The sequence below is a fragment of the Actinacidiphila oryziradicis genome (genome assembly GCF_005047355.1).
Classification (GTDB): Bacteria; Actinomycetota; Actinomycetes; order Streptomycetales; family Streptomycetaceae; genus Actinacidiphila; species Actinacidiphila oryziradicis.
Map to the genome: position 1 here is coordinate 1 of NZ_SUMC01000124.1, position 21,294 is coordinate 21,294.

Genomic DNA, 21,294 nt, shown 5'->3' on the forward strand with positions numbered 1-21,294 from the left:
GGCCAGCACCGAAATGGCACCGCTGAGGATCATCGGCCACTGGCCGCCCAGCTTGCGGCGGGGCACCGCCACGAACAGCTGGACCAGACCGGCCACGACCGCCCAGGCCCCCCACACCCCCAGCACCGCCGGAATACCCGACGCGCACGCGACACCCACGCCCACGGCCGCGACCAGACTGACCGCCATGTTCACATACAGCAGCACCGGCGATCCCGTGGTGCGCGACGACCTCGCGTCGACGACGGCCGCACCCACGTCGAACAGCGGATACAGCACCAGCAGCACAGCCGCGACCGGACTGATCTCCTCCGCCATCGTGAACATCACAAGCGCCCAGACAATGGCGAACGCGAACCGCACGAAATACAGCCGCCGCAGAGCAGAGGCCGTTTCCGTGGCAACGGACTGAGCAGCAGTGGTGCTCACGATGATCCCTTTCAGTGGACGCGGAGAAGAGAGCAGTTCAGGGCTTCCAGCGGTCGGCCTTCTCGATCAGGCCGGTCACACATTTCCCGGATGACGTCCCGAGCCGCCGCCTGACAAGGCCGGCGACCGGGCGCCACTCTCGCAAGAATGAACGTTCTGTTCGCCAAGGCTGACAAAGACCGCAACTACTTTTCAAGACCGAACGTTCTACACGCTAGAATGACCGCATGGTGCGCAGCGAATCTGAACCGCCCACTGAAAGCCGGCCGTCCGAGGCCCGCTCCCGGCTGCTCAAAACGGCCAGCCAGGTGTTCTACGCGGAAGGGATCCACGCCGTCGGCGTCGACCGCATCGTCGCGGAAGCACAGGTGACACGGGCCACCTTCTATCGCCACTTCCCCAGCAAGGAAGCCCTCGTCGTCGCCTACCTGAACGAGGCCGACCGCGCCATCCGCGAGCAGGTCGACACGGCCGTCGCCGCCGGACTCCCGGCCGCCGACACCATCCGGAGGGTCAGTACGTCCATCACCCAGGGCATCCAGTCCCCGGGCTTCCGCGGGTGCGCCTTCCTCAACGCTGTCGCCGAGTACCCCGACCCCGATCACCCGGTGCACCTGGCCGTCCTCGCGCACCGTCAATGGTTCCTCGACACTGTCACCGGCCTTCTGGCCAAGATTCGGGAGCTTCCCGCCGAACCCGCCGCCCACCACTTCGTGATGATGCGTGATGGCGCGATGACTGCCGGCTGCCTCTTCGACCCGGACCTGGTGTGCGAAACCTTCCTGCTCGGAGTCGAAGGGCTCCTCAGCCAAGTCAGCCGAGGGCTGTTGACGTTCGAGTGAGGGATGACAACAAGCGGGTCGGTCCCGCTGGTCATAGGGGATTCGGCAGACAGGCACGGACTCCGTATCCCGCCGAGACCGTCCGGTCTGCGAGGCGTCGCCGGGGCAGCGAACAAACCTGCGGTGACGCTCTCAGGCTGGTCGGAAACGCGAACCTTGACGCGTCACGCGCGGAGTTCCCCTTCCCGCGCTCCCCCTGCAGGTGGGCTCCAAAGCGACTTCCCGTCGGGAACCCAAGGCGTTGGCACCCCAGGTCCAGATCGTCACGCCCCATCGACGTCGGAAGGCATACCCTTTGCACGACCACGCTGGTCTGCGAGACCGCGGATCAGAGAGACGAACGAGGCGACGCGTGAGCTGTAGCTCATACCGTCGAAGCTGTTGGCCACTGACAGCCCGTCAGTCATGGCCCGACCGAGGACAGCCAGCTGTTCGACGAATGCCTCATCCTCTTCACTCCCGTCCGGGGCAAAGACCGGAGTGAGAACCTGCACCCAAGACGTGTGGGCGTAGTCACGAATGCGACGCACGGTGCTCCGCACCGTCTCGGCGTCCTTGTGAGGGCCAACGCTGATGGCGAGCAAGAGGCGGAGATAATCGGGCCGTTGGTCGAGGGATGCGCACGCCGTGGTGAGCCATGCCTCGAATCGCTCGAGCGGCTCACGATCATCGAACCAGGACGGAGCCGGGAACTGGGCGTGCAACTCCTCAAAGGTACGCTCGAGCAGTGCTGCCAGGACGCCGAGTTTGTTTCCAAAGTGGTAGTAGATCGAACTGGCCGGCAACCCCGACTCCGTGCACAGATCCGAGACAGCCATGCCGTCGTACCCTCGGGCTACGACGAGGGTACGTGCCGCGTCAAGGATGACGTCGCGGCTGCTCGATCTAGCAGCGGACAATGCGGATTCCCTCACCTTTGCCATAAATCCATAATAGGTCCGGCACGATGCGCGGAGTGACTGGCACGAATTGGCCCGGACCCTGCACAACACGTTCCAGAACTCATGCCACCGAGCCTGCTCCCTGCCAGCCAGTCAGCCGCTCCGGCCTCATCCCCACCTTCGGTAGTCGTCGTCAGGCAGCGGGTGGTCAGCAGGGACGACGCGGGAGTTGACCGTGGTCAGGCAGCCCGGGCAGAACAACTGGCGGAAGACAACTTCTGTGTCGACGTAGACGGATGGATCGTGCCAGATCTGCGGACCGGCATGGGTTGGAGGCGAATCACGGCGGGCCAGCTCCGCGACGAAGGCGCCTTCGGCCAGTGGTCCGATTTCGGTGCTGCACCGCACGCACACGACTGTCCTGCCTTCCGGTGACTCCATGAAGGCGAGATTGTCGTCGAGTCGGCGAGCGCCGTTCAGGTCCGGCGTGCTGATGGGCACGAGGCCCGTGCCGAGCAGGCCCGCGTCCGTCGCCCGACCTTGCCGTAGCATCCGGCGAGTCTCCTCGGTCGCGGCCACGTCCACTCGGGTGTCCTCCTGGAAGACGACGCCGTAAACGTCCTTCGCCGCCTGGGGCGAAACACGCGCTTGCAGTACGTCGTCGCATACCTTCTCGGCCGGGCGGAGCAGGGGGTCGCCGTATCCTCCGCCCGCCTGCCAGTGCAGGTAGAGCGCGTCCCCCGGGCCGAGGTTCGATTCCCCCTCACAGGGCAGCACCTCGATGTCGCCGCCGATGTCGTCCAGGTCGGTGGGAATGGCCGTCGCCCCGGCGAGCTGGGGCACGTCGATGCCACGCATCACGAGGTCGAGCTGGGAGTTACCCGGGTATCCTCCGGCCAGGCCGACGTTCTGGTTCGCGACTTTGCCCGTGCCGGAAATGACCAGTGACATCATCCCGGTCTGATCCGGGTGCTGCACGTAGCAGACCGAGCCGCTCATCCCGCCCCTCTGCCGGCCCGGCCCGCCGGAGTCGGTCTGCTCTCGTCGCCACAGGGCGACCAGGGGGTAGAGGTACTCGGTCATCTCGACGTCGGGTGCCCGCGCGGAGGGGATGATAAGCCGCCCGCCGGTATCGACGCCGTCGTGATGTACCTGGGCTCCGTAGCCGCCGGCCATGACATCGAAGATGGGCGACACGAAGCCCTTGCTGCCGCCTCCGCGGATGTCGACGCCGGACACCACACAGAGGTCGGTGGTGCCGTTGCAGATCGACTGCACATCGTCGCGGTGGTCGGGTTCGGCGTCCAGCATTTTGGCGATGACCTCGGCGACCAGGTTGCCTGACCCCCACGCGGGGCCGAATGGTCCCTTCCCCACGGCTGCCGGGAACGAGGCGTTGGTGATGGTGTCTTCGTCCGTGATGATCTCGAAGCAGCGCATGAGCCCGCCTGCCGCCCAAGGAATGGTCCCGGCCAGCAGGGGCAGCATCGTGAAGACGATCCCGGCCCGCAGGCCCGGGTAGGGGCAGTTGATGATGCCGGTCTGCCCGGCGGTTCCCCGGAAGTCGAAGACCAGCCGGTCGGCTTCCTTGGTCATCGCGACCTTGATGGCGTGCAGGTTGCGGTCGCCGGTCTGCGATTGCTCCTGGTATCCGACCGCGGTCCAGGTCCCGTCGGGCAGGGTCTTCAGCTTGGCCCGCAGCCGGCCCTCGGCGTCGTCCATCATCCGGCGCATCACGGCCTTGACGGTGTCGGCACCGTACTTGTCGATGAGCCGGAGGATCTGTTCCGCCGCGTTCTTGTTCGCGGCGACCTTGGCACGCAGGTCGAGTCCCACCATATGGGGAAGCCGTGACCTGCGGACCCAGGCGTCAGCCACGTCGCGCTGCAGCACTCCGCCCCGGACGACCTTCATGGGCGGCGTGGGCACCGCCTCACCGAACACGTCCTGGGCCGACGGGCTGAAGGAGCCCGGCCGCGGCCCGCCGAGGTCGACTTGGTGGGCGATGGCCGTTGTCCATCCGAACAGCTTGCCTTCGTGGAAGATCGGAGCCAGTACGGCGGCGTCGTTCTGGTGCAGCCCGCCGCCGATCCACGGGTCGTTGCACAGGAACATGTCGCCCTCGGTGATGCCCGGGTTGTCACTGCGGTTGCGCAGTGTCCAGACGATCGCCAGGTCCATGGACCCGATGAGGCCCACGTTGTACGCGCCGACCTGGACCTGCTCGCCGAGTTCGTCACAGATGGAGAAGTTGAAGTCGTTGGACTCGGTGACGACGTGCGAGCCCGACATCCGCCGCAGCGTCTCCCCCATTTCCTGGGTGATGGCCCACAGGCGGTGCCGGACGACTTCATAGGTCAGGGCGTTGACCTGGCCGGCCTGTTCGTCGTCGATCTGGTGCAGCGGCAGCGTGGGCGAGATCTGCCGCAGCAGTTCCTCACGCGGTATGGGCCGGCTGGTGAACTCGTCCGCCCCGGGGATCTTCGATGTCATGGAAGCTGTCCTCACTGGTAACTCAGCACGAGGTTGCCGAGACGGTCGACACGGCCGGTCACACCGGCGGGAACCACCACCACTGTGGTCGGCACATCGACGACCGCCGGTCCGGTGATCTCGTGCCCCGCGCGCAGCCGGGCATAGTCGTAGACGGGGGTGAGTACGAAACCGGTCTGCGAGTCGAGGCAGACGTGGCGTTCCTCGAGAAGTGCCTCGGCGGGGTCGGAGCCGGTGGCTTGCGCGACGTCCGGAAGGATGACGGGGAAGTCGAGGCTGGCCTTGGCTCGCGCACGGTAGGTGATCGCCTGCACGCCGGCCTCGCGGTAGCCGGCCCCTGACCCGTTGATGCGCTCGTACTGTTCCTCGAAACGTTCCAGGATCTCGTCACCGGTGCGTTCGGTGAACTCACCGTCCGGGATGGTGGTCGCGAGCTCGTTGACCTGCATCGAATAGCGCAGGTCGACCTCACGCTGCATGGTCACGTCCTGGAACTTCACCTTCTGCCGGTCGAGCGCGCGCTGCAGATCGGCTTCAAGCCGGGCGTAGTGGGACTCCAGCACCGTGTGCTCGACCGGGAAGGAGGAGGGATCGGAGAGTTCGGCGCTCAGGACGATGTCCGAGGCGGCGAGCCCGTAGGCCGAGAAGGCGGATGCGACGGGGCCGAGCGGAACGACGACCTCGCGCACTCCCAGGTCCTGGCAGTAGCCGGCGCAGTGGGCGGGTCCGGCACCGCCGAAGGCGTATGCGACGAAGTCACGGGGGTCGTAGCCGGCCTGCACGACGGCCCGGCGCAGGAGGTCTCCCGCCTGCGCGTTCTGCACCTCGTGGATCGCGATCGCGGCTTCTTCGACGGTGAGGCCGAGTGGTTCGGCCACGTGCTCGCGGATCGCCTGGCGGGCCAGGTCCATCTGGAGGGGCTTCCTGCCGCCGAGCAGCCCGTGCGGGCTGAGGATGCCGAGGACCAGGTTGGCATCGGTGTTGGTGGGACGGGTGCCGCCGTTGCCGTAGCAGGCAGGACCGGGGACGGCCTCGGCGCTCTGCGGGCCGAGCCGCAGATTGCCGCCGGCGTCCACGGATGCGAGCGCCCCACCGCCGGAACCGATCGTGTGCACACGGATGGTCGCCGCGTTGATCGGGAATTGGTTGACAATGGAGCCTGGCGCCATCACCGGCTCCCCGTCGACGATCAGCCCCGCCAGGAAGGTCGTCCCACCGACGTCGGTGGTGATGACGTTGCGGTGCCCCAGCTGCTCCGCCATGCGCATCCCGCCGATGACGCCGCCGGACAGGACGGACCCGATCGTGGTGATGGCGTGTTCCGGTGCCCGGTCGGCTGTGATGGTCCCGCCCTCGCTCTGCATGACCAGCAAGGGGCCTTTGAGCCCGTTCTCCTCCAACTGCTTCTGCAGTGGCGTCAGGTACATGCGCAGCCGCGGCCCGATCTGAGCGTTCATGATGGTCGTGGAGGTCCGCGCGAACTCGCGGATGCGTGGGCTGACCTCCGAGGAGAGCGTGACGTACATGTCGGGGGCGATCTCGTGGATCAGCTCGCGGACGCGCTGCTCGTGGGCTCCGTTCTTGAACGACCACAGCAGACAGACGGCGATCGCCTCGACGCCCTGGTCCACGAGGGACCGCGCAACGCCGCGGACCTCGTCCTCGTCGAGGGGCACCAGCACCTTTCCGGCGTGGTCGATCCGCTCGGTGACTTCGAGTGCGCGGCGCTTCGGGATCAACGGTACGGGCTTGCGCTGCCGGAGAGTGTCCTGAATTTCGTGGGCGGCTCGTCCGAGAGTGCGCCCCTCGGCGTTCATGATGTAAATCGCGTCCCGGTGGCCCTTGGTGGCAATGAGTCCGACGTCGGCCACTGTCCCCTGGACCAGGGCATTGATCGACGCGGTCGTGCCGTGGGCGATGTAGTCGGTCTGCGAGAGCAGTTCACCGACGCCGATGCTCAGCTCACCGGCGATGTCCTCGATCGCCCGCATGACGCCGATCTCACGGTGCGGCGGGGTCGTCGGTGTCTTGGCCGAGACGATACGGCCGGCACCGTCCGAGGCGACGGCGTCGGTGAACGTGCCGCCCACGTCGATGCCCAGTGCGTATGACATGTGCCTTCTCCCGGTCCTTCTACTGCTGGTGCGCGGCGAGGCGCCCGGTGACTGTGTACAGGAGCTCCTCTGGAGGGGCGTCTGCCTCTCCCATCCACGCGACGTGCTGGTCGGGACGCACGAGGAGGAGTGCGGTGGGATAGCGGTCGGGCCACCGCCGGGGCAGGTCGACAACGGTGAGCGGAATCCCGCTCTCACGCGCCGCGTCGACCCAGGGCTCCACATCGACGCCGCTGTCGGTCCGCAGCAGGGTGAAGTCGGGGCCGAGCGCGTCCAGTACCGACCGGTCGTCGTCGAGCCAAGCGTGCGGCAGCCGGAAGCCCGCCTGAGCCCGCTCCTGGAATCCGCCCATGCTGATGGCATCCTGCTGCTCACTTCCGACCACCAGCGGTGAACTCGCGTAGTGGTAGCCGAAGCTGAAGCCGTCGGGCGAGTACCGGTGCGGCTCCGTCGTTGCGAGCCGACGGGCCAGCTCGGCACGGGCCTGTTCACCGTCCGGGCCTGGCAGGTGGATGTCCGGCGAAACGTCCGCGAGGGACGCGCGCGCTGCCGAGCCCACGGCGCGGGCGAACTGTTCTCCTACTGGCTTGCGCTCCTTCTCATACGCGGTCAGCAGGTCCGCGGGCGCCCACCCGTGGTGAACCGCTGCCAGCATCCAGCTCAGCGTTGCCGCGTCCTGGATTCCGGCGTTCATGCCGAACCCTCCCACGGGGATCCAGATGTGGGCCGCGTCCCCGGCCAGGAACACCCGGCCGTTGTGGTAGCGCTCGGCCACCAACTGACGGCCGGTCCACCGCACCACGCCGATGACCTCGTGCTCGATCTCCGCACCCACGGCCTCCCGCAGGAGCTGTTCGGGATCCTCGTGATCGGTGTCGTGGTCAGGTGGGAAGGCAACGTGGTTGAGCCACAGCTCGTCCCCGTCAATGGCGATCAGGGACGCGAGACGTCGTCCGTAAGTCCAGTACGTCCAGGCCGAGTCGCACGCGGCAAGGCGCCCGAGCTCGGGCGAGCGCACGAATGTCGAGACGAACTTCTGGATCGCTTCGACACCTTGGTAGCGGATGCCCAGCTGGCGGCGGACCGTGCTGTGGGCCCCGTCGCAGCCGACCACGTAGGCGCACCGCAGGACCCGAGTGGTGCCGTCGGAGTTCACGACCGCCTCAACATGGTCCTCGTGCTGCCGCAGCTCGACCAGCCGCGCACCGCGCTCGATGGCCGGCCCGGGGAGCCTGCTCGCATACCGTTCCAGAACGGGTTCCAGGTACAGCTGCGAGATCCTGTGCTGCGGCTCCGGTGTGGGCCAGTGCTCCTTGCCCACACCGGTGAGCGCCTCACCGGCCGACGGCAGGTCGATACGGAAGATTTCTTCGCCGAGCAGAGTCGTCCGGTACTGGATAGATGTCGGATAGTCCCTGGGAAGCCCCGCACGTCGGACTTCGTCGGCGAGCCCCAGCCGCCGGAAGATCTCCATCGACCGGGCGGACGTGGTGTTGCACCGGGGATTGACGGCTCGCTGCTCGGTCGCCTCTATGACGTGGCACGCCACGCCGCGACGTGCGAGGTCGATGGCGAGGGTCAGGCCTGTGGGCCCGGCCCCGACGACGAGAACGTCGACCCAGTCCTCTTCGCTGATCCTTTGCTGCTTCACCTGCTCAGAAACTCCTCTACCAGGGTGCAGAACTCATCTGGTCGGTCGACGTGGATCCAGTGGCCGGCCCCTGGCACAACCTTGAGGCGCCCGTGGGGCAGAGCTTCAGCGAGACGCTCGGAGACTTCGACCGGTGCGACTCGGTCGCACGCTCCGTGCAGGGCGAGGACCGGGGTGCGGACCGTCGAAGGGTCCACGGGAGGCGGCCCGTCCGGAACATCGGTGAACATGGATCGGAAGGCCGCTTCGGCACCGGGCCGTAGGGCCTGCTCCAGCCTGAGGTACGCAAGAGATTCGAGAAGTTCACTGTGGGCGTTCTCGTCCGCGACCAGACGGCCAAGCGTGGCACGCTTGGATTTCCTTGTCGGCTGGTCGTAGAAGGGACGGCACGAGGCAGCGGTCCGGTGCCCGCACCGCCCATGAGGACTGCCCGCTCGATCCGTTCGGGTGCCTCGGCCATGAGAGCCAGCGCGGCGGCGCCGCCCGCGGCCGAGTTGCCGAGGAGATGCACACGCTCCGTGGCGATCGAGCAGATTCAGGATCTGCCAGGCTCGGGCCCGCGCCCAGGCACGCGGCCCGTGCGGCCCGCCATCGCCCGCCTCACCAACCGTGATCCGCGTGCCGAAGCCAAGCAGGTCGGGGGCGAAGCATCGGAATGTGGCCGAGAACCTGGTACGCGCCGTGGCCCAGTTGCTCACGGCATCGACGCCCGGCCCGCCGCCGTGGAGCAGGACGAGGGCAGAGTCCCGCTCAGGGCTCGCGCCCGGCAGGGCAGCCTCATTCGACAGGGCCGACACTCAACCGCCTCCTGTACTGGTCACACAGCCGGAGCGTCCCGAGGACGGCACGCGATGAGGTAATCCATGGACTCGGGCAGGAATCGCGGTCCGAGCGCGAAGAGGACTGCCGTGGTGACGGGCCCCGGACGCCATACCCCTCAGCCCGCCGCTGATCAGAACACCCACACACTCGCGACACCGCCATACCTATATGTAACGCTCACTCTACAAGGCTGTGAATGCGCTGGCTGGATCTCGCCCGTCCGTGGACCAACTGCCGGTCGGTCCTCGTCCTTCTTCAGTGTCGTGGGGCAGTCCGGCCGAGGCGCCCCGCGACCGGACAACCGATGCGCTGAGCGCGCCCAAGCGGGCCGTAGTGGTCGCCACCACGTACGCCGCCGGGGGCGATGGCAGCCCGTAGCTGCCCCGGAGCACCTACCGCCGCACCCTGCGACAGCGCCGGAAATGCGGGTTCGCCGTGGGGTTCAACGCGGCGCTTTCACCGGGTGCTGCGGGCAGCGTCCTCGATGACCTGCGTGACCGTGCCGGGTCGGCTGATCATCACTGCGTGAGAGGCGTTGACCTCCTCGATGTGCGCACCGGCCCGCTTCGACATGAAGCGCTGGAGGTTGGGAGCGATCGCGTGGTCCTGACGGGTGATCAGACTCCAGGAAGGAATGGTCCGGAATGCCTCCTGAACGCTGGCGTCGGTGACCGCCCTGGTGTTGGCGGGCCGCTGGACCGCTGCCAGATCGGCAGCGGTGGTCCGGTCGACGTCGCCGGCGAAGGCCTCCCGGAAGTGGGCCGGATCGATGGACACGTCCGTACCGCCCGGGACGGCTGTCGAGACCAGCGGGATGGCCGGTGAGGACTGGGCAGCCAGCTCGCCCACCGTCTCACCCTTCGCCGGGATGAAACCAGCGATGTAGACCAGGGCCTTGACATCGGGGTCCGAGGCGGCGGAGTTGGTGATCACCGCGCCGCCGTAGGAATGGCCGACCAGCACCACGGGGCCCTTGATCGTGGACAGGTAGCTGGAAACGTATGCGGTGTCGCTGGTGAGCCCCTGCAGAGGATTGGCAATGGCCCGCACGGGATAGCCGTCCTTGCGCAGTCGTTCCATCACCGGCGACCAACTGGAGGAATCCGCCCACGCTCCGTGGACGAGGACGACGGTCGGCTTCGGGGAAGCAGATGTGGAAGAGGATCCGTCGTCGGTCGCCATCGCCACTCCTGGAGCGGTGGTGGCACCGAGCAGGGCGAGGGCGCCGACGGCAAGGGCGACGCGACGGGGGATGCGAATTCGCATGATGTGGCCTTTCGGTTCGACGGTGGTTTCAAGGTGCAGAGGGGTGGACTCTGTCCACCGTGTGCCTGGACGCCGTCGCATCGCTCGGCAGCTCGCTCGGCGCGGACACAGGTGTGGCCGTGAGCGCCCCCGCTCTCTCCCGGCCAGGCCCGACAAAGCGGCGGCTGCCATTCGTGCGACAGGCGCAGTGATGTCCCGCCCCACACCGAAGGAGAACGTTCGGTCCCGTAATTAGATAGGCCCAAGAACCTCACGTCAATACCGAACGTTCTACCTCTTTTCTTGTTAGTCTGGCAGGATGAACCCAAGCCCAGAAGGCGGCAGCATCTCCGAAGCGCGAGCACGGCTGCTCAGCACGGCAACCAGGATTTTCTACGCGGAGGGAATCCACTCCGTCGGCATCGACCGGATCACCGTGGAGGCCAAGGTGACCCGGGCCACGCTGTACCGGCACTTCGCGGGCAAGGAGGAACTCGTCCTCGCCTACCTCGACCAAGCCGACCAAGGAATCCGCGGACAGGTCGCCGCCGCCCAGGCAAGCAGCCCGTCAGCCGTCGGCAAAGTCCAGGCCGTCGCCGAATCCATCACCCAAGGCATCCTGTCCCCCGGTTTCCGCGGCTGCGCCTTCCTCAACGCGGCAGCCGAATACCCCGACCCCGCCCACCCGATCCATCAAGTCATCCTGGACCACCGGCAATGGTTCCTGAACACCGTCACGGACCTGCTGGCGGAGACCAGCGACGAGCCCGCAGCCCCAGCGGCCCGACATATCGTCATGCTCAGGGACGGCGCCATGGCCGCCGGCTGCCTCTTCGACCCCGAACTGGTCTCCAAAACCTTCCTGCGAGGCGTCACCGGCCTCCTCGCACGCATCAGCACAGCAACCGCGTCGGACACGCCCCCTTCCATCGCCAACACCACAGACCAGGCGCACTGACCTCTCCCCTTCACCCGCCTCAACACCGACACCGCCCGGTCATACGGAGGGCGCCCTCAAGGGCGTCTTCCCTCATCACGGCCGAGCGCCGACGGAGGTCGTGACGGCCCGCCAGGAGCTGTCCGTGCCGCCTGCCGCCACGATCCGGCCGGCCCTTCACCCTCTGCGCGATCCGCGCCGCCCCGTCCGGCGACCGAGGCGGTGCCGGGAACGGTGACGGTCTTCTCGGCCAGGCGGCGGGCGCTGCGCATGCGCGGAGCGGGGTTTTGGCAGTGACGATGTGATGCACGGGGCATCCACCAATCTGCACGAACGCGACCGCCGAGGCGGCTCGTCCCACTCCCCCCGGCAGCACACGGTAGAACGTTCTGTATTGACAGGCACGATCCACCATGGCTACCGTCGAATATAGCGAATGTTCTATATATGGGGGCTTACCGGGCATGCCCACTGGTCAACGTGGTAGGCGATGACAGACCCTCCCGCATGGAGGGGCGCTTGCACCGCCGCACCAGCCGGATCTCAAACGTGGGTGGCACACCGCAGGACTTCGGGGCACCAGGCATGCCTGTCACCGGCCTCGAAAGAGTCGCCGGCACCGGATATAGGGGAAACACTTGTTCAGCTCATCGCGGACCGCATATTCCGGCGCGGCCGGCGCACCCGAGCGGATACCCGTCGCGGTGCACGCCCTCGACCCGCTCCTGCGCGAGGGCGCGATCGGTCAGTTGCGCCGGCGCCCGGAGATCGAACTCCGGGAGGAGAACGCCTCAGCCCCCGGCACGGTGGCGCTGCTCGTCGACGACGTCCTGGACGAGGGCGCGCTGACCCGGCTGCGCCGCCTGGTGCGCAGCGAGGGGGTGCGAGCGGTGCTGGTGGTCAACTCGCTCCGGGAGGCCGAGCTACTGGAAGTCATCGAGTGCGGAGTCGGCGCGATCGTATGGCGGCACGAGGCAACCGCGACGCGTCTGACGCAGGCCGTGCTGGCGGCCGCGCGCGGCGACGGGGATCTCCCGGCTGACCTGCTGGGCCGGCTGATCAGCCAGGTGGGCGCACTGCACCGCAGCGCCGCCGGCCGCACCGGCGGCCCGCCCTCGGGGCTGACCCCGCGTGAGGTGGACGTGCTGCGCCTGGTGGCCGAGGGTCTCGACACCGGCGAGATCGCCGGCAAGCTGTCCTACTCCGAACGCACGGTCAAGAACGTGATGCACGGTCTGACCACCCGACTGCATCTGCGCAACCGGGCGCACGCAGTCGCGTATGCCCTGCGGGAAGGCTACATCTGAGAAGCTTTGCCCTATCGATCACGAGGACGGTTCTGGTCGAACATTGTCCCCGGGTGGGCGGTCCTGGCCGGGTGGAGGCATGACGACAGGCCCCCTTCGGCCCTCCAGCCACGCCGGGACCGGCAGCGCGCCCCGGACCACCGCCCACTGTTCATCCATCATGTCCGACGGATACGCACGCGCCCTGTTCGGACGTTCCGCCGCCTTCCCGAACCGACGCGCGAGGTAATCACACGGCGGGGCATGCGCGTCGGACGGGACAGGGCCGTCACGCAAGACTGGGACGACAGGGCCTCCTGGGGCTCGTGCGTCGCAGCTCCGAGCTACCAAGGGGCCCTGCCTTGATGCCTCCGCCCGACCAGGGCCACCCCCCAGGGACAGTGTTCGACCAGAACCCGCCCTCATGATCGACAGGGCAACGGCTTTTGACCACAGGGGCATCCCTCTCAGGCCCTTCGGGGCGGCGCGGTCTGTCCCTTCGCCGTCCCTGGGGTGCCGGCGTCGGCCTCGGCCTGGCGGATCCAGCCGCGCAGGGCTTCGTGATGCACGCCGAGTTCCTCGGCCATGCGGCGGATCACGGGCTTCGGCTCGGACGCGCGGTACATCCGCACCGCACGCTCACGCAACTCCAGCGGGTACTTCCTCGGGGGCATCGTCTGGGTTCCTCTCATGAGTCCCATCTGACCTGCTGTCACCCCTCCCCGCATCTCGGGGGAACCTCAGATGTAGTTGAGCGTCCTGGTGTTCGTGGACCTTGGTATGAGTCACATCGCTCTCCCCCGGAAACCCCACCTGTCGACACCCCCGGAACGCGCCGAAGCCGGACCCGGGGATCGGGGTCCGGCCTTCCGTCGCGTGTCGGGCAGGTGGTCCTCGCGTGGGACGCGCGTCAGCCGATGGCGACGCCCTTGGCACGCAGGTAGGCGACCGGGTCGACGTCCGAGCCGTAGTCCGGCGTGGTGCGGATCTCGAAGTGCAGGTGCGGGCCGGTGACGTTGCCGGTCGCGCCGGAGAGGCCTATCTGCTGACCCGCCGTCACCGTCTCGCCACTGGAGACCGAGAGAGAGGACAGATGGGCGTACTGGGCGTAGTAGCCGTCGGCGAGCTGGATGACGATCTGGTTGCCGTACGAGCCGGCCCAGCCGGCCGAGACGACGGTGCCCGCGCCGACCGCCTTCAGTACGGTGCCGGTCGGGGCAAGGAAGTCGACGCCGGTGTGGTAGCCGCTGGACCAGAAGGTGCCGCCCGCCTTGTAGCCGGTGCCCAGGGAAATGCGGGACACCGGATGAACACAGCAGCGAGAGCGGCGCCACCGGGTCCGGTGACGACCAGTGCGGTCACGAAGCCAGCCACGACAGCCAGGGCGACGCCCAAGAAGATGATGGAGCGACGGAGAGTCATAAGGGCACCACCAAGATTGAGGGAGAACGTTCGGTCTAGCCCTCGATATTTAGACAGCCTTCGCGGAAACTGTCAAGCCCGAACGTTCTGTTCACTGCTTGGCGCCGCGGCAACCCGGATCTCCTGCGTCGACCCACGCGCAGATCATGCGCGCCCTGTCGGGGCTGACCTTCTTCCGCTCCCTCGGCGGCGCCGTGGGCGTCTCGGTACTCGGCTCGATCCTCACCACCCGCATCGGCCACCACGCCCTCACGACCATCACCCAGCTCAGCCCGCAGGACCAGGCCACCGCCGCACAAGCATCCGGAAGCGGTCAACTCCCTGACCTCGCAATCCTGCCCGCCCCCGTCCGCACCTGGCTGGAGAGCGCCTACGGCCACGGCATCGGCGACATCTTCCTGTACGTCGCCCGGCGGCCCGGTCCTGGGCAGGACCAGCTTGGCCCGCACCGGCGAGCGATCATGGCACTCCCCTCGGCCCAAGATCCATCGGCAGAGTTCCACTCCGACGGATCAGCCTCAAGGGCGCAGGGGCCAGGGGCAGGTCACCAGCCGGTGATGCGGGGCCAGCGGGCATGGATCACCGGGGCGGACTCCGTGCCCTTGCCGCTGTCGACGACGTGGTAGCCGTGGTGCTGGCGGCCAGGGGCAGGTCACCAGCCGGTGATGCGGGGCCAGCGGGCATGGATCACCGGGGCGGACTCCGTGCCCTTGCCGCTGTCGACGACGTGGTAGCCGTGGTGCTGGGCGGCGGTGGCGCAGGCGTGGTTGGGCAGGATGCGCAGCCGGGTGCCGACCGGCAGGTCGGGCAGGTCGGCGCCGTCGCGGGTGGCGAGGGTGCCGTGCTCCTGGCTCGCGGCCGTCATGACCAGGTTCGGGATGAGGTGGCCGGCCAGGTCGGTGACCAGGCCGTAGCCCTGGTCCTGGGACTGGTTGGCGGTGCCGCGGTCGCGGGACATGGCCATCCAGCCGCCGTCGGTGATGATCCACCCGTACTCGGGCCGGTGGCCGATGACGGTGACGACCACCGACAGGGCGAGGTCGTGCACCTGGCAGACGTCGAGGCCGGCCATCACCAGGTCGAAGAACACGTAGTTGCCGGCCCGCAGTTCGGTGACCCCGGTGAGGTCCTCGGCCGCGTGGGCGGTGGGGGTGGAGCCGACACTGACGCAGTTCACGGGCAGATGGGCCGCACGGAGACGTTCGGCTGCGGCGACCGCGGTGTCGCGTTCGTGCTGCGCGGCCAGGCGCTGTTCTTCGGCGCTGTAGGCGAAGTACGACTCGCCCGCGTGGGTGAGCACGCCGTCCAGGCAGGCCGCGTCGTGCAGGATGCGGCCGATCTCGGTGAGGGCGGGGTCATCGGGCTTGAGACCACCGCGGTGGCCGTCGCAGTCGATCTCGATCTGGGCCGGGATCGGCAGGCCGAACCGACGGGCGGCTTCGGCGACGAAGACGGCCTGCTCGGTGCTGTCCAGCAGGACCCGCAGGGTCACGCCGCGGCGCAGCAGAGCGATGACGCGGGGGAGCTTGTGGGGATCGATGCCGACGGCGTAGGTGATGTCGGTGTAGCCGCCGTCGGCGAACGCCTCGGCCTCGGCGAGAGTGGAGACGGTGACGGGACACATGCCGCCGTCGTGCATGAGCGCGGCGACGTCGAGGCTCTTGGCCGTCTTCATGTGGGGGCGCAGGGTGACCCCGAGCTGGTTGGCCCTGGCCTGCAGACGCTCGATGTTGCGCAGGCTCTTGTGCACGTCGACGACGGCGAACGGGGTGTCCGGATCCGTCAGGGTCTGTGCGGCGGGGGTGGTGGTCACAGGCAGATGTCCATCTTCTTCAGGAGGGCCAGAGCCAGGTACAGGTCCTGCAGTCCGATCCCGGAGCTGTCGAAGACCGTGATGTCACGGTCATCGGTACGTCCTTGGGCGCGCTGGGTGAGGACCTCACCGAGCGGAGTGAGGACGGTGTCCTCGGGTGCGTGCTGGCTTTCGCCCATGCGGCGTGCCTGCTCGGCCAGGTCGCAGAAGACCCGTGCGCGGGCGAACAGGGCGGGCGGCAGCTCCCGCTTGCCCGGGGCGTCAGCTCCCATGCAGGAGAGGTGCGTGCCGGGGCGGATCCACCCGGCCTCGAACAGGGGCGGGTCTTCGGCCCGTGTCGTGGTGGCGGTGACGATCACGTCGGCGCTCGCGCAGGCTTCCTCGGCACCGGCCACACGCGCTGTGTGTCCCTCCACGGTGAGCGTGGCAGCCAGGAGCCCAGCACGGCCGTTGTCGCGTCCCACGATCAGGATCTCGTCGATCGGCCGGACCCGGGCGACGGCCCGCGCCTCATAGCCGGCCTGATGGCCGGTGCCGAAGACGGCCAGGGTGGCGGCGCCGGAGGGGGCGAGCAGGTCGACGGCGAGCGCGTCGGCCGCGGCGGTCCGGTGGGCGTTGGCGGTGCCGAGCTCCAGGACGGCGGCGATCCGGCCGATCCTCTGGTCGAACAGCAGCAAGGTGGAGTGGTGACGCGGCAGTCCGAGTTTCGGGTTGTCCGGCCAGTAGGTGCCGATCTTCACCCCGGCATGCGTCGCGGACGCCGACGGCTTGAGGGTGAACCGGTTGCGAGGATCGGATCCGTGCACGGCCAGAGAGGGGAAGACCGCGCCCTCCACCATCGCGGCGAAGGCCGCGCGCGCCGCTTCCAGCGCCAGTTCCTCGTCCACGAGCGCGGCCGTCTGCTCCTCGGGGATGAAAAGCGGGCCACGGGCTGCATCCGGCCGCGGGCCGGAGCCGGGCGGAGAAGCAGGTGCGGAGTGTGCGGCCGGTCCGGTGTCGGTCATGTGCCGGCCCTTTGCTTGGCGTAGTTGTAGACGGTGGCCCGGGACACGCCCAGCAGGTCCGCGATGGTCTGCGCGGCGTCACGCCAGTCGAAGTAGCCCTCGCCCTGCAACTGCCGCACGAGCGCCTTCTTGTCGTCCCGACTCAGCGACCGGGGGGTGGCACCGCGCTCCGCGGCCAGCGCCTCCACCGTCCGGCGCAGCTCGCGCGCGTTGCGGTCCCGCAGGTTCTCCAGCGGCTGGTCGCGGTGCTCGACGTCGGTGGCCACGAGGTTCGACAACGCCAGCGTCACCGGCGACAGGACGGACACGTCAAGGTTCAGGCACAGGGCCGCGATGTACTGGCCCGCGGCGTTCTTGATGCCGATCGACGTGCTCTTCACCGGCCGGCCGTCGGGAAACCGGTTGGGGTAGTTCTGGATGACGCTCGGGTACGACGGATCCGCGATGCGGGCCAGACCCAGCTCCGTGGCCGAATCCCCGACCTCCCGGCCGGAAAGGTTGTTCTCGATCACCCGGATCGCCTGCCGCGGATCCCGCAGGTCGTGCAGCACCACCTCGCACAGCCCCGGAAACATTCGGCCCAACGCCACAGCGACCTCCTCCACTTCGCGGATGAGGTGCTCATCGGCCTCGGTCGAAACGGCGGCCACGGGACCCCTGCGGTCGTCTTGCGACCCACCGGCCACAGGGCGCTCCATGCGTTGGCCCCCTCACTGTTGGATTCATATTCCATCTTTAGACAGCGATGCTAAAGCGTTCTCCGAGCCATGTCCAACCGCATGTCAGGGAAGCGGTGACCGCCCGGAGGTGTCTGGGGCCAGGGCTTGATCAAGTTCCGTAGGCGTCTGGATCGTTGGTGATGCCCAGGATGGGGAGTGCTCGTTGGGGTTCGTCGCGGATGGCCCGGGTGGTCTTGGCGATGTTGTCGGCTCCGAGGGTTTTCAGCACGCCGATGGCGAGGTTGCGGAGGGTTGCCATGGCCCGGGGTGCGGTGCCGGTGTGGACGGTGGAGGCGTCCTCGGCGAAGGTGACATCCCTGATGTGGTGCGAGGAGTTCTCCACTCCCCAGTGCCCGCGAATCGCGGCAGCCAGGTCGGCCGGGCCGACCAGCCAGGTCGGCCGGGCCGACCTGGTGGGCGTCGAGGCTGGTGACGGCGTAGACACTCTCACGGGTCTCGCGCTTGCCGGACTGCTTGCGCCGGCGGTGGACGCGGATGGCCAGGCGGGCATAGGGAAAGGCGATCCCGCCGAGTTCCTCCGCGACGCCGCAGATCTTGATCGAGCGGGACTCGCGCCTGCCGTGTCCGGAGGCGGAGGCGGTGTACTGGACGGCGATCTCCCGCCACGGCAGGGCCGCGAGCTGCCTGTGGGCGGTCGGCTGGTTGGTCTTGACCACGGCGATGTAGTGGGCCTTCTTGGTCTCGACCAGCCAGGAGATGTTCGCCTTGACCGAGTGCAGGGCGTCGAAGGTGACGATGGCGTCGGCCAGGTCCAGCGGTGCCAGGAGCGGCTGGAAGTGCGTGGTTTCGTTCGTCTTCGCGCCGACCTCCACCTGAGCGAGGGTCACGACAGTGCCGTGCGTGACCGCGGAGAGCAGATGCCGGCGCGTCGCGGCCAGGCGGGCTGATCCCTTGAGTGCTTTGCCGTCGACAGCGATCACGCGCGACCGCCCGGCCGCGGAGGGCGACGGCGCCTGGGCGGGCCCGGTGGCGGCGCGATGCCGGTCGGCCAGGTAGGCGCCCACCGCCCGGTCCAGGGTGTCACCGTCAACAGCCCCCAGCACACGGCCGATCGTGGCCGGCGACGGAGCACGCCGCCATCTGAGCAGGTGGCGCCGGATCCGGAATGGGAGAAGATACAGCGGCAGGCACGAGCCACCTCGTGATCATCGGGCTTAGAGGTCCCGCAGATAGGCGCGATGGCGGCACCCAGCCACGGGACAGGCACAGGTCCTGGCGATCACGGAGTTGCGACGCTCTGTGATCACCGGAGAGCCCTGTGCCTGTGCTGCCGTGACCGTGCTTTCAGCGCCTCAGGTAGGCGGAGAAGTCCAGCCGCGCCACATGGGCTACGGTCAGGCCGCGAACGATCGACGGATATGTGATCGCGACAAGCCCAAGGAAAGCCACCCAAAGGACACTTCCGATTTGTCGTTCTACGCTGGCCTGGATCATGCACGCTCGCTACTACGAACGGCTCGTCCAGCACTCCGAAACCTGGCGACTGGGCCGCCAACGCGTTGATGGCCGCCGCAATGCCCGCGGCAGGAAGCGGACAGCCCAAAGGGCTAGATCACAACCCTTTCTTCAGTGACCATTACTGCCACCGAATTCATGTCGATGAACTTACTCTCGTCCGGGTTTACCAGCTCCTTGTAATTCTTAGACGCGTAGAAGGCGTCGTGGTCTGCCCAGCTTTCAAACCAGATTTCGGTGAGTCCGTCGTAAGCGGGACTCGGGTACCCTTCAGCGGGTATCGGGTGGGAGACGGTGTACTTTTTCACGTACTGCCGCGCCTCCGGAATGGAGGTAAACAACGGGGCGTGGCGGTCTCGGTGATGCTTAACGAATTCCTTCAAGGTCATTCCATCGATACGGTTGATCATGAAAGCGAACTTGATCACGGAATTTTTCCTTTCGTGCTCGCGGACGTGAGAGGTCAGCAACCGGATCCCCCGGCAGCGGGTCGCGAGCCTATGGGGTTAACCTAAACGCTCTCATCGATGTCAAGGGCAAGTCGCTGTGACCCAATGCACACGAGGGGTTGAGATGCGGATCGGTGAACTGTCCGCCCGGACAGGAGCAAGCCGTCGATCACTGCGCTACTACGAGCAGCAGGGTTTGCTGGTCAGCACAAGATCCCCCAGCGGCCAGCGGTACTACGACGATGATCACGTCCAGAGGGTGGCGCTGATCCAGATATTCCTGGCCGCCGGAATGTCCAGCAGAACCATCGCTCAGTTGGTCCCCTGCATGACGCAGCCCAACATGGACAGAGCTCGACAAGCCTTGACCGCAATGGATCAGGAACGAACCCGCCTTTCATACACAATTGACAGCCTGACCGCCGCCAGACAAGCACTTGATCATCTAATTGACGTCAATCGGACCTTTCTGGAGAACATTGCGGATGACTCGGCCTCGGACCGACCGAATCAACATTCTGGTTTTCCTCCGGTGAGATACTCCAACCTGTGCAGCTCGCGCTCAAAAGCTTTCCCTGGCTGACATCTTCCGCGATCCGTAGGGTTGAGGTCTGTAAAAGGTCGCACGGATAGGCGTGCGGTCATGGTCGGCGGCTCGGGCGTACGTCCCAGCGGTGAGTCGTCCATGCCTGCCGGATCAAGCTGCGCACGGTGATGACCCTGTCGGCGAGGTCGAAGAATGCGTCGACCACGGTGGCGCGCCGCTCGTAGCAGCGGGCGAGCCGGTAGAAGGCGTTCTGCCAGGCGTGGTTGCGTTCGACATGCCAACGCCTGCCGGCCTGGATCGGTGCCTTCTCGCCTTTGTGCGCAATGCGGCCGTGGATTCCGCGTGTGTTGAGCAGAGCGCGCGCCTTGTCCGAGTCGTAGCCGGCGTCCAGGTGCACGGTGATGCCGTCGGGCAACGGCCCGAGGTCGTCCAGGCGGTCCAGGGTCGAGGCGAGCAGCGGGGAGTCGTGGCGGTTGGCACCGGCCAGGACACGACCCAGCGGAATGCCGTATCCATCCGTCATGCCCGAGCGTTTCAGGCCCTGTTTGCCGCGATCGACCGGTGAGCGTCTCCGGACGGCCCTGTGGGCGCGGCCCGGTTCCTGCCGGACGGCCGCTTCGGCTGTTCTTATGAGGCGATAGCCGATACGACGTGCTCGGCCACCACGATCCGCAACCGTCGCGACGAATGGATCCAACTCGGCGTCTTCGCCGGGCTCAAGCAGATCGCGCTGGAGTCCTACGACCGGATCGTCGGCCTCGTCCTCGACCAGATCGCTGTCGACGGCTCCATCACCAAGGCACCCGGAGGCGGCGAGGTCGCCGGGCCCGTGCGCCGTCAAAACTGCCTCTACCAGCTCGAACAGCGCGTCACCCCGAACTTGCAACCGCCCTGACCTCGTCGGCGGCCTACTTCACTCGGGAGGCGGCTCGGGGAAACCCACCGGTGGCAACACCGGCAGGGCGCCCCGAGCCGACCTCACACCCTCCGGCTGATGAAGCAGACACTAATGGGGACTCACGGAGCTGGTGAAGGCTTAGCCTCGATTCGTCAGCGGGATTCGGTCGCTGACCTGCTCGGCGGTTCGCCCCGTAATGTCCTCGGGCCGTTCGAGGTGGGCCGTCGCGTGACGCCGCGGGTGCGCCGGGTTCCACGGGCCCGGAG

General features: G+C 67.5%; 17 protein-coding genes and 4 pseudogenes. 6 read left to right on the forward strand and 15 right to left on the reverse strand.

Features of this window, described 5'->3' with window-relative positions:
- Positions 1–429, reverse strand: a 429-nt coding sequence (locus FCI23_RS47810) for a hypothetical protein (protein WP_136730286.1), incomplete at its 3' end; no start/stop codon positions are given.
- 227 nt (positions 430–656) lie between these two features.
- Here FCI23_RS47810 and FCI23_RS47815 point away from each other — a divergent pair.
- On the forward strand, positions 657–1,271 hold the full coding sequence (locus FCI23_RS47815; RefSeq protein WP_136730287.1) for a TetR/AcrR family transcriptional regulator: 615 nt from the start codon (positions 657–659) through the stop codon (positions 1,269–1,271).
- Positions 1,272–1,534: 263 nt separating this feature from the next.
- Here FCI23_RS47815 and FCI23_RS47820 read toward each other — a convergent pair whose 3' ends face one another.
- The 6 genes from FCI23_RS47820 to FCI23_RS47845 all read right to left on the reverse strand — a co-directional run bounded on the left by FCI23_RS47820 (position 1,535) and on the right by FCI23_RS47845 (position 10,498).
- Positions 1,535–2,194, reverse strand: coding sequence for a TetR/AcrR family transcriptional regulator (locus FCI23_RS47820; RefSeq protein ID WP_136730288.1), 660 nt, complete (start codon positions 2,192–2,194; stop codon positions 1,535–1,537).
- Positions 2,195–2,320: 126 nt separating this feature from the next.
- A complete protein-coding gene (locus FCI23_RS47825; protein ID WP_136730289.1) occupies positions 2,321–4,645 on the reverse strand; it encodes a hydantoinase B/oxoprolinase family protein in 2,325 nt (774 codons plus the stop codon).
- Positions 4,646–4,656: 11 nt separating this feature from the next.
- Positions 4,657–6,759 (reverse strand): hydantoinase/oxoprolinase family protein, encoded by a 2,103-nt coding sequence (locus FCI23_RS47830; RefSeq protein ID WP_136730290.1) that lies wholly within the window; start codon positions 6,757–6,759, stop codon positions 4,657–4,659.
- Positions 6,760–6,778: 19 nt separating this feature from the next.
- Positions 6,779–8,410 carry an FAD-dependent monooxygenase gene (locus FCI23_RS47835; RefSeq protein WP_136730291.1) on the reverse strand — a complete coding sequence of 544 codons (1,632 nt, stop codon included), beginning with the start codon at positions 8,408–8,410 and terminating at the stop codon, positions 6,779–6,781.
- Positions 8,407–9,207: an alpha/beta fold hydrolase gene (locus FCI23_RS47840; RefSeq protein WP_322974021.1), complete on the reverse strand. Its 801-nt coding sequence runs from the start codon at positions 9,205–9,207 to the stop codon at positions 8,407–8,409. The genes FCI23_RS47835 and FCI23_RS47840 overlap by 4 nt, the downstream gene beginning before the upstream one ends.
- Positions 9,208–9,688: 481 nt before the next feature.
- Positions 9,689–10,498, reverse strand: coding sequence for an alpha/beta fold hydrolase (locus FCI23_RS47845; protein WP_136730292.1), 810 nt, complete (start codon positions 10,496–10,498; stop codon positions 9,689–9,691).
- Positions 10,499–10,796: 298 nt separating this feature from the next.
- On the opposite strand from FCI23_RS47845, the gene FCI23_RS47850 reads away from it, so the two are divergent.
- Both FCI23_RS47850 and FCI23_RS47855 read left to right on the forward strand, forming a co-directional pair.
- On the forward strand, positions 10,797–11,435 hold the full coding sequence (locus FCI23_RS47850) for a TetR/AcrR family transcriptional regulator (RefSeq protein WP_136730293.1): 639 nt from the start codon (positions 10,797–10,799) through the stop codon (positions 11,433–11,435).
- Between the two features lie 617 nt (positions 11,436–12,052).
- On the forward strand, positions 12,053–12,721 hold the full coding sequence (locus FCI23_RS47855; protein ID WP_136730294.1) for a helix-turn-helix transcriptional regulator: 669 nt from the start codon (positions 12,053–12,055) through the stop codon (positions 12,719–12,721).
- Positions 12,722–13,167: 446 nt separating this feature from the next.
- Here FCI23_RS47855 and FCI23_RS47860 read toward each other — a convergent pair whose 3' ends face one another.
- Both FCI23_RS47860 and FCI23_RS47865 read right to left on the reverse strand, forming a co-directional pair.
- On the reverse strand, positions 13,168–13,374 hold the full coding sequence (locus FCI23_RS47860; protein WP_169317315.1) for a transposase: 207 nt from the start codon (positions 13,372–13,374) through the stop codon (positions 13,168–13,170).
- A 236-nt stretch (positions 13,375–13,610) separates the two neighbouring features.
- Positions 13,611–13,988, reverse strand: a pseudogene (locus FCI23_RS47865) (M23 family metallopeptidase); the annotation flags it as partial.
- Between the two features lie 286 nt (positions 13,989–14,274).
- Here FCI23_RS47865 and FCI23_RS47870 point away from each other — a divergent pair.
- Positions 14,275–14,532: pseudogene (locus FCI23_RS47870) on the forward strand (MFS transporter); the annotation flags it as partial.
- Between the two features lie 242 nt (positions 14,533–14,774).
- Here FCI23_RS47870 and FCI23_RS47875 read toward each other — a convergent pair.
- The 5 genes from FCI23_RS47875 to FCI23_RS47895 all read right to left on the reverse strand — a co-directional run bounded on the left by FCI23_RS47875 (position 14,775) and on the right by FCI23_RS47895 (position 19,562).
- Entirely contained in the window at positions 14,775–15,941 is a 1,167-nt protein-coding gene (locus tag FCI23_RS47875) for a DSD1 family PLP-dependent enzyme (protein ID WP_407646140.1), read from the reverse strand.
- Positions 15,932–16,939, reverse strand: a complete 1,008-nt coding sequence (locus tag FCI23_RS47880; RefSeq protein ID WP_136730297.1) for an ornithine cyclodeaminase family protein — start codon at positions 16,937–16,939, stop codon at positions 15,932–15,934. The genes FCI23_RS47875 and FCI23_RS47880 overlap by 10 nt, the downstream gene beginning before the upstream one ends.
- The gene (locus FCI23_RS47885; RefSeq protein WP_136730298.1) at positions 16,936–17,637 is read right to left on the reverse strand and encodes a helix-turn-helix transcriptional regulator; all 702 of its coding nucleotides are present in this window, start codon (positions 17,635–17,637) and stop codon (positions 16,936–16,938) included. Before FCI23_RS47885 ends, FCI23_RS47880 begins: the two co-directional genes overlap by 4 nt.
- A 50-nt stretch (positions 17,638–17,687) precedes the next feature.
- Entirely contained in the window at positions 17,688–18,722 is a 1,035-nt protein-coding gene (locus tag FCI23_RS47890) for an ISAs1 family transposase (RefSeq protein ID WP_246144750.1), read from the reverse strand.
- Positions 18,723–19,226: 504 nt separating this feature from the next.
- Complete coding sequence (locus FCI23_RS47895; protein WP_136730299.1) at positions 19,227–19,562, reverse strand: EthD domain-containing protein; 336 nt, start codon at positions 19,560–19,562, stop codon at positions 19,227–19,229.
- Positions 19,563–19,707: 145 nt separating this feature from the next.
- Between FCI23_RS47895 and FCI23_RS47900 the strand changes: the two genes are divergently transcribed.
- Entirely contained in the window at positions 19,708–20,166 is a 459-nt protein-coding gene (locus FCI23_RS47900; RefSeq protein ID WP_136730300.1) for a MerR family transcriptional regulator, read from the forward strand.
- A gap of 58 nt (positions 20,167–20,224) precedes the next feature.
- Here the strand turns inward: FCI23_RS47900 and FCI23_RS47905 are convergent.
- A pseudogene (locus FCI23_RS47905) lies at positions 20,225–20,701 on the reverse strand (transposase); the annotation flags it as partial.
- Between the two features lie 48 nt (positions 20,702–20,749).
- Between FCI23_RS47905 and FCI23_RS47910 the strand changes: the two are divergent.
- Positions 20,750–20,968, forward strand: a pseudogene (locus FCI23_RS47910) (IS5/IS1182 family transposase); the annotation flags it as partial.
- Positions 20,969–21,294: the final 326 nt, after the last annotated feature.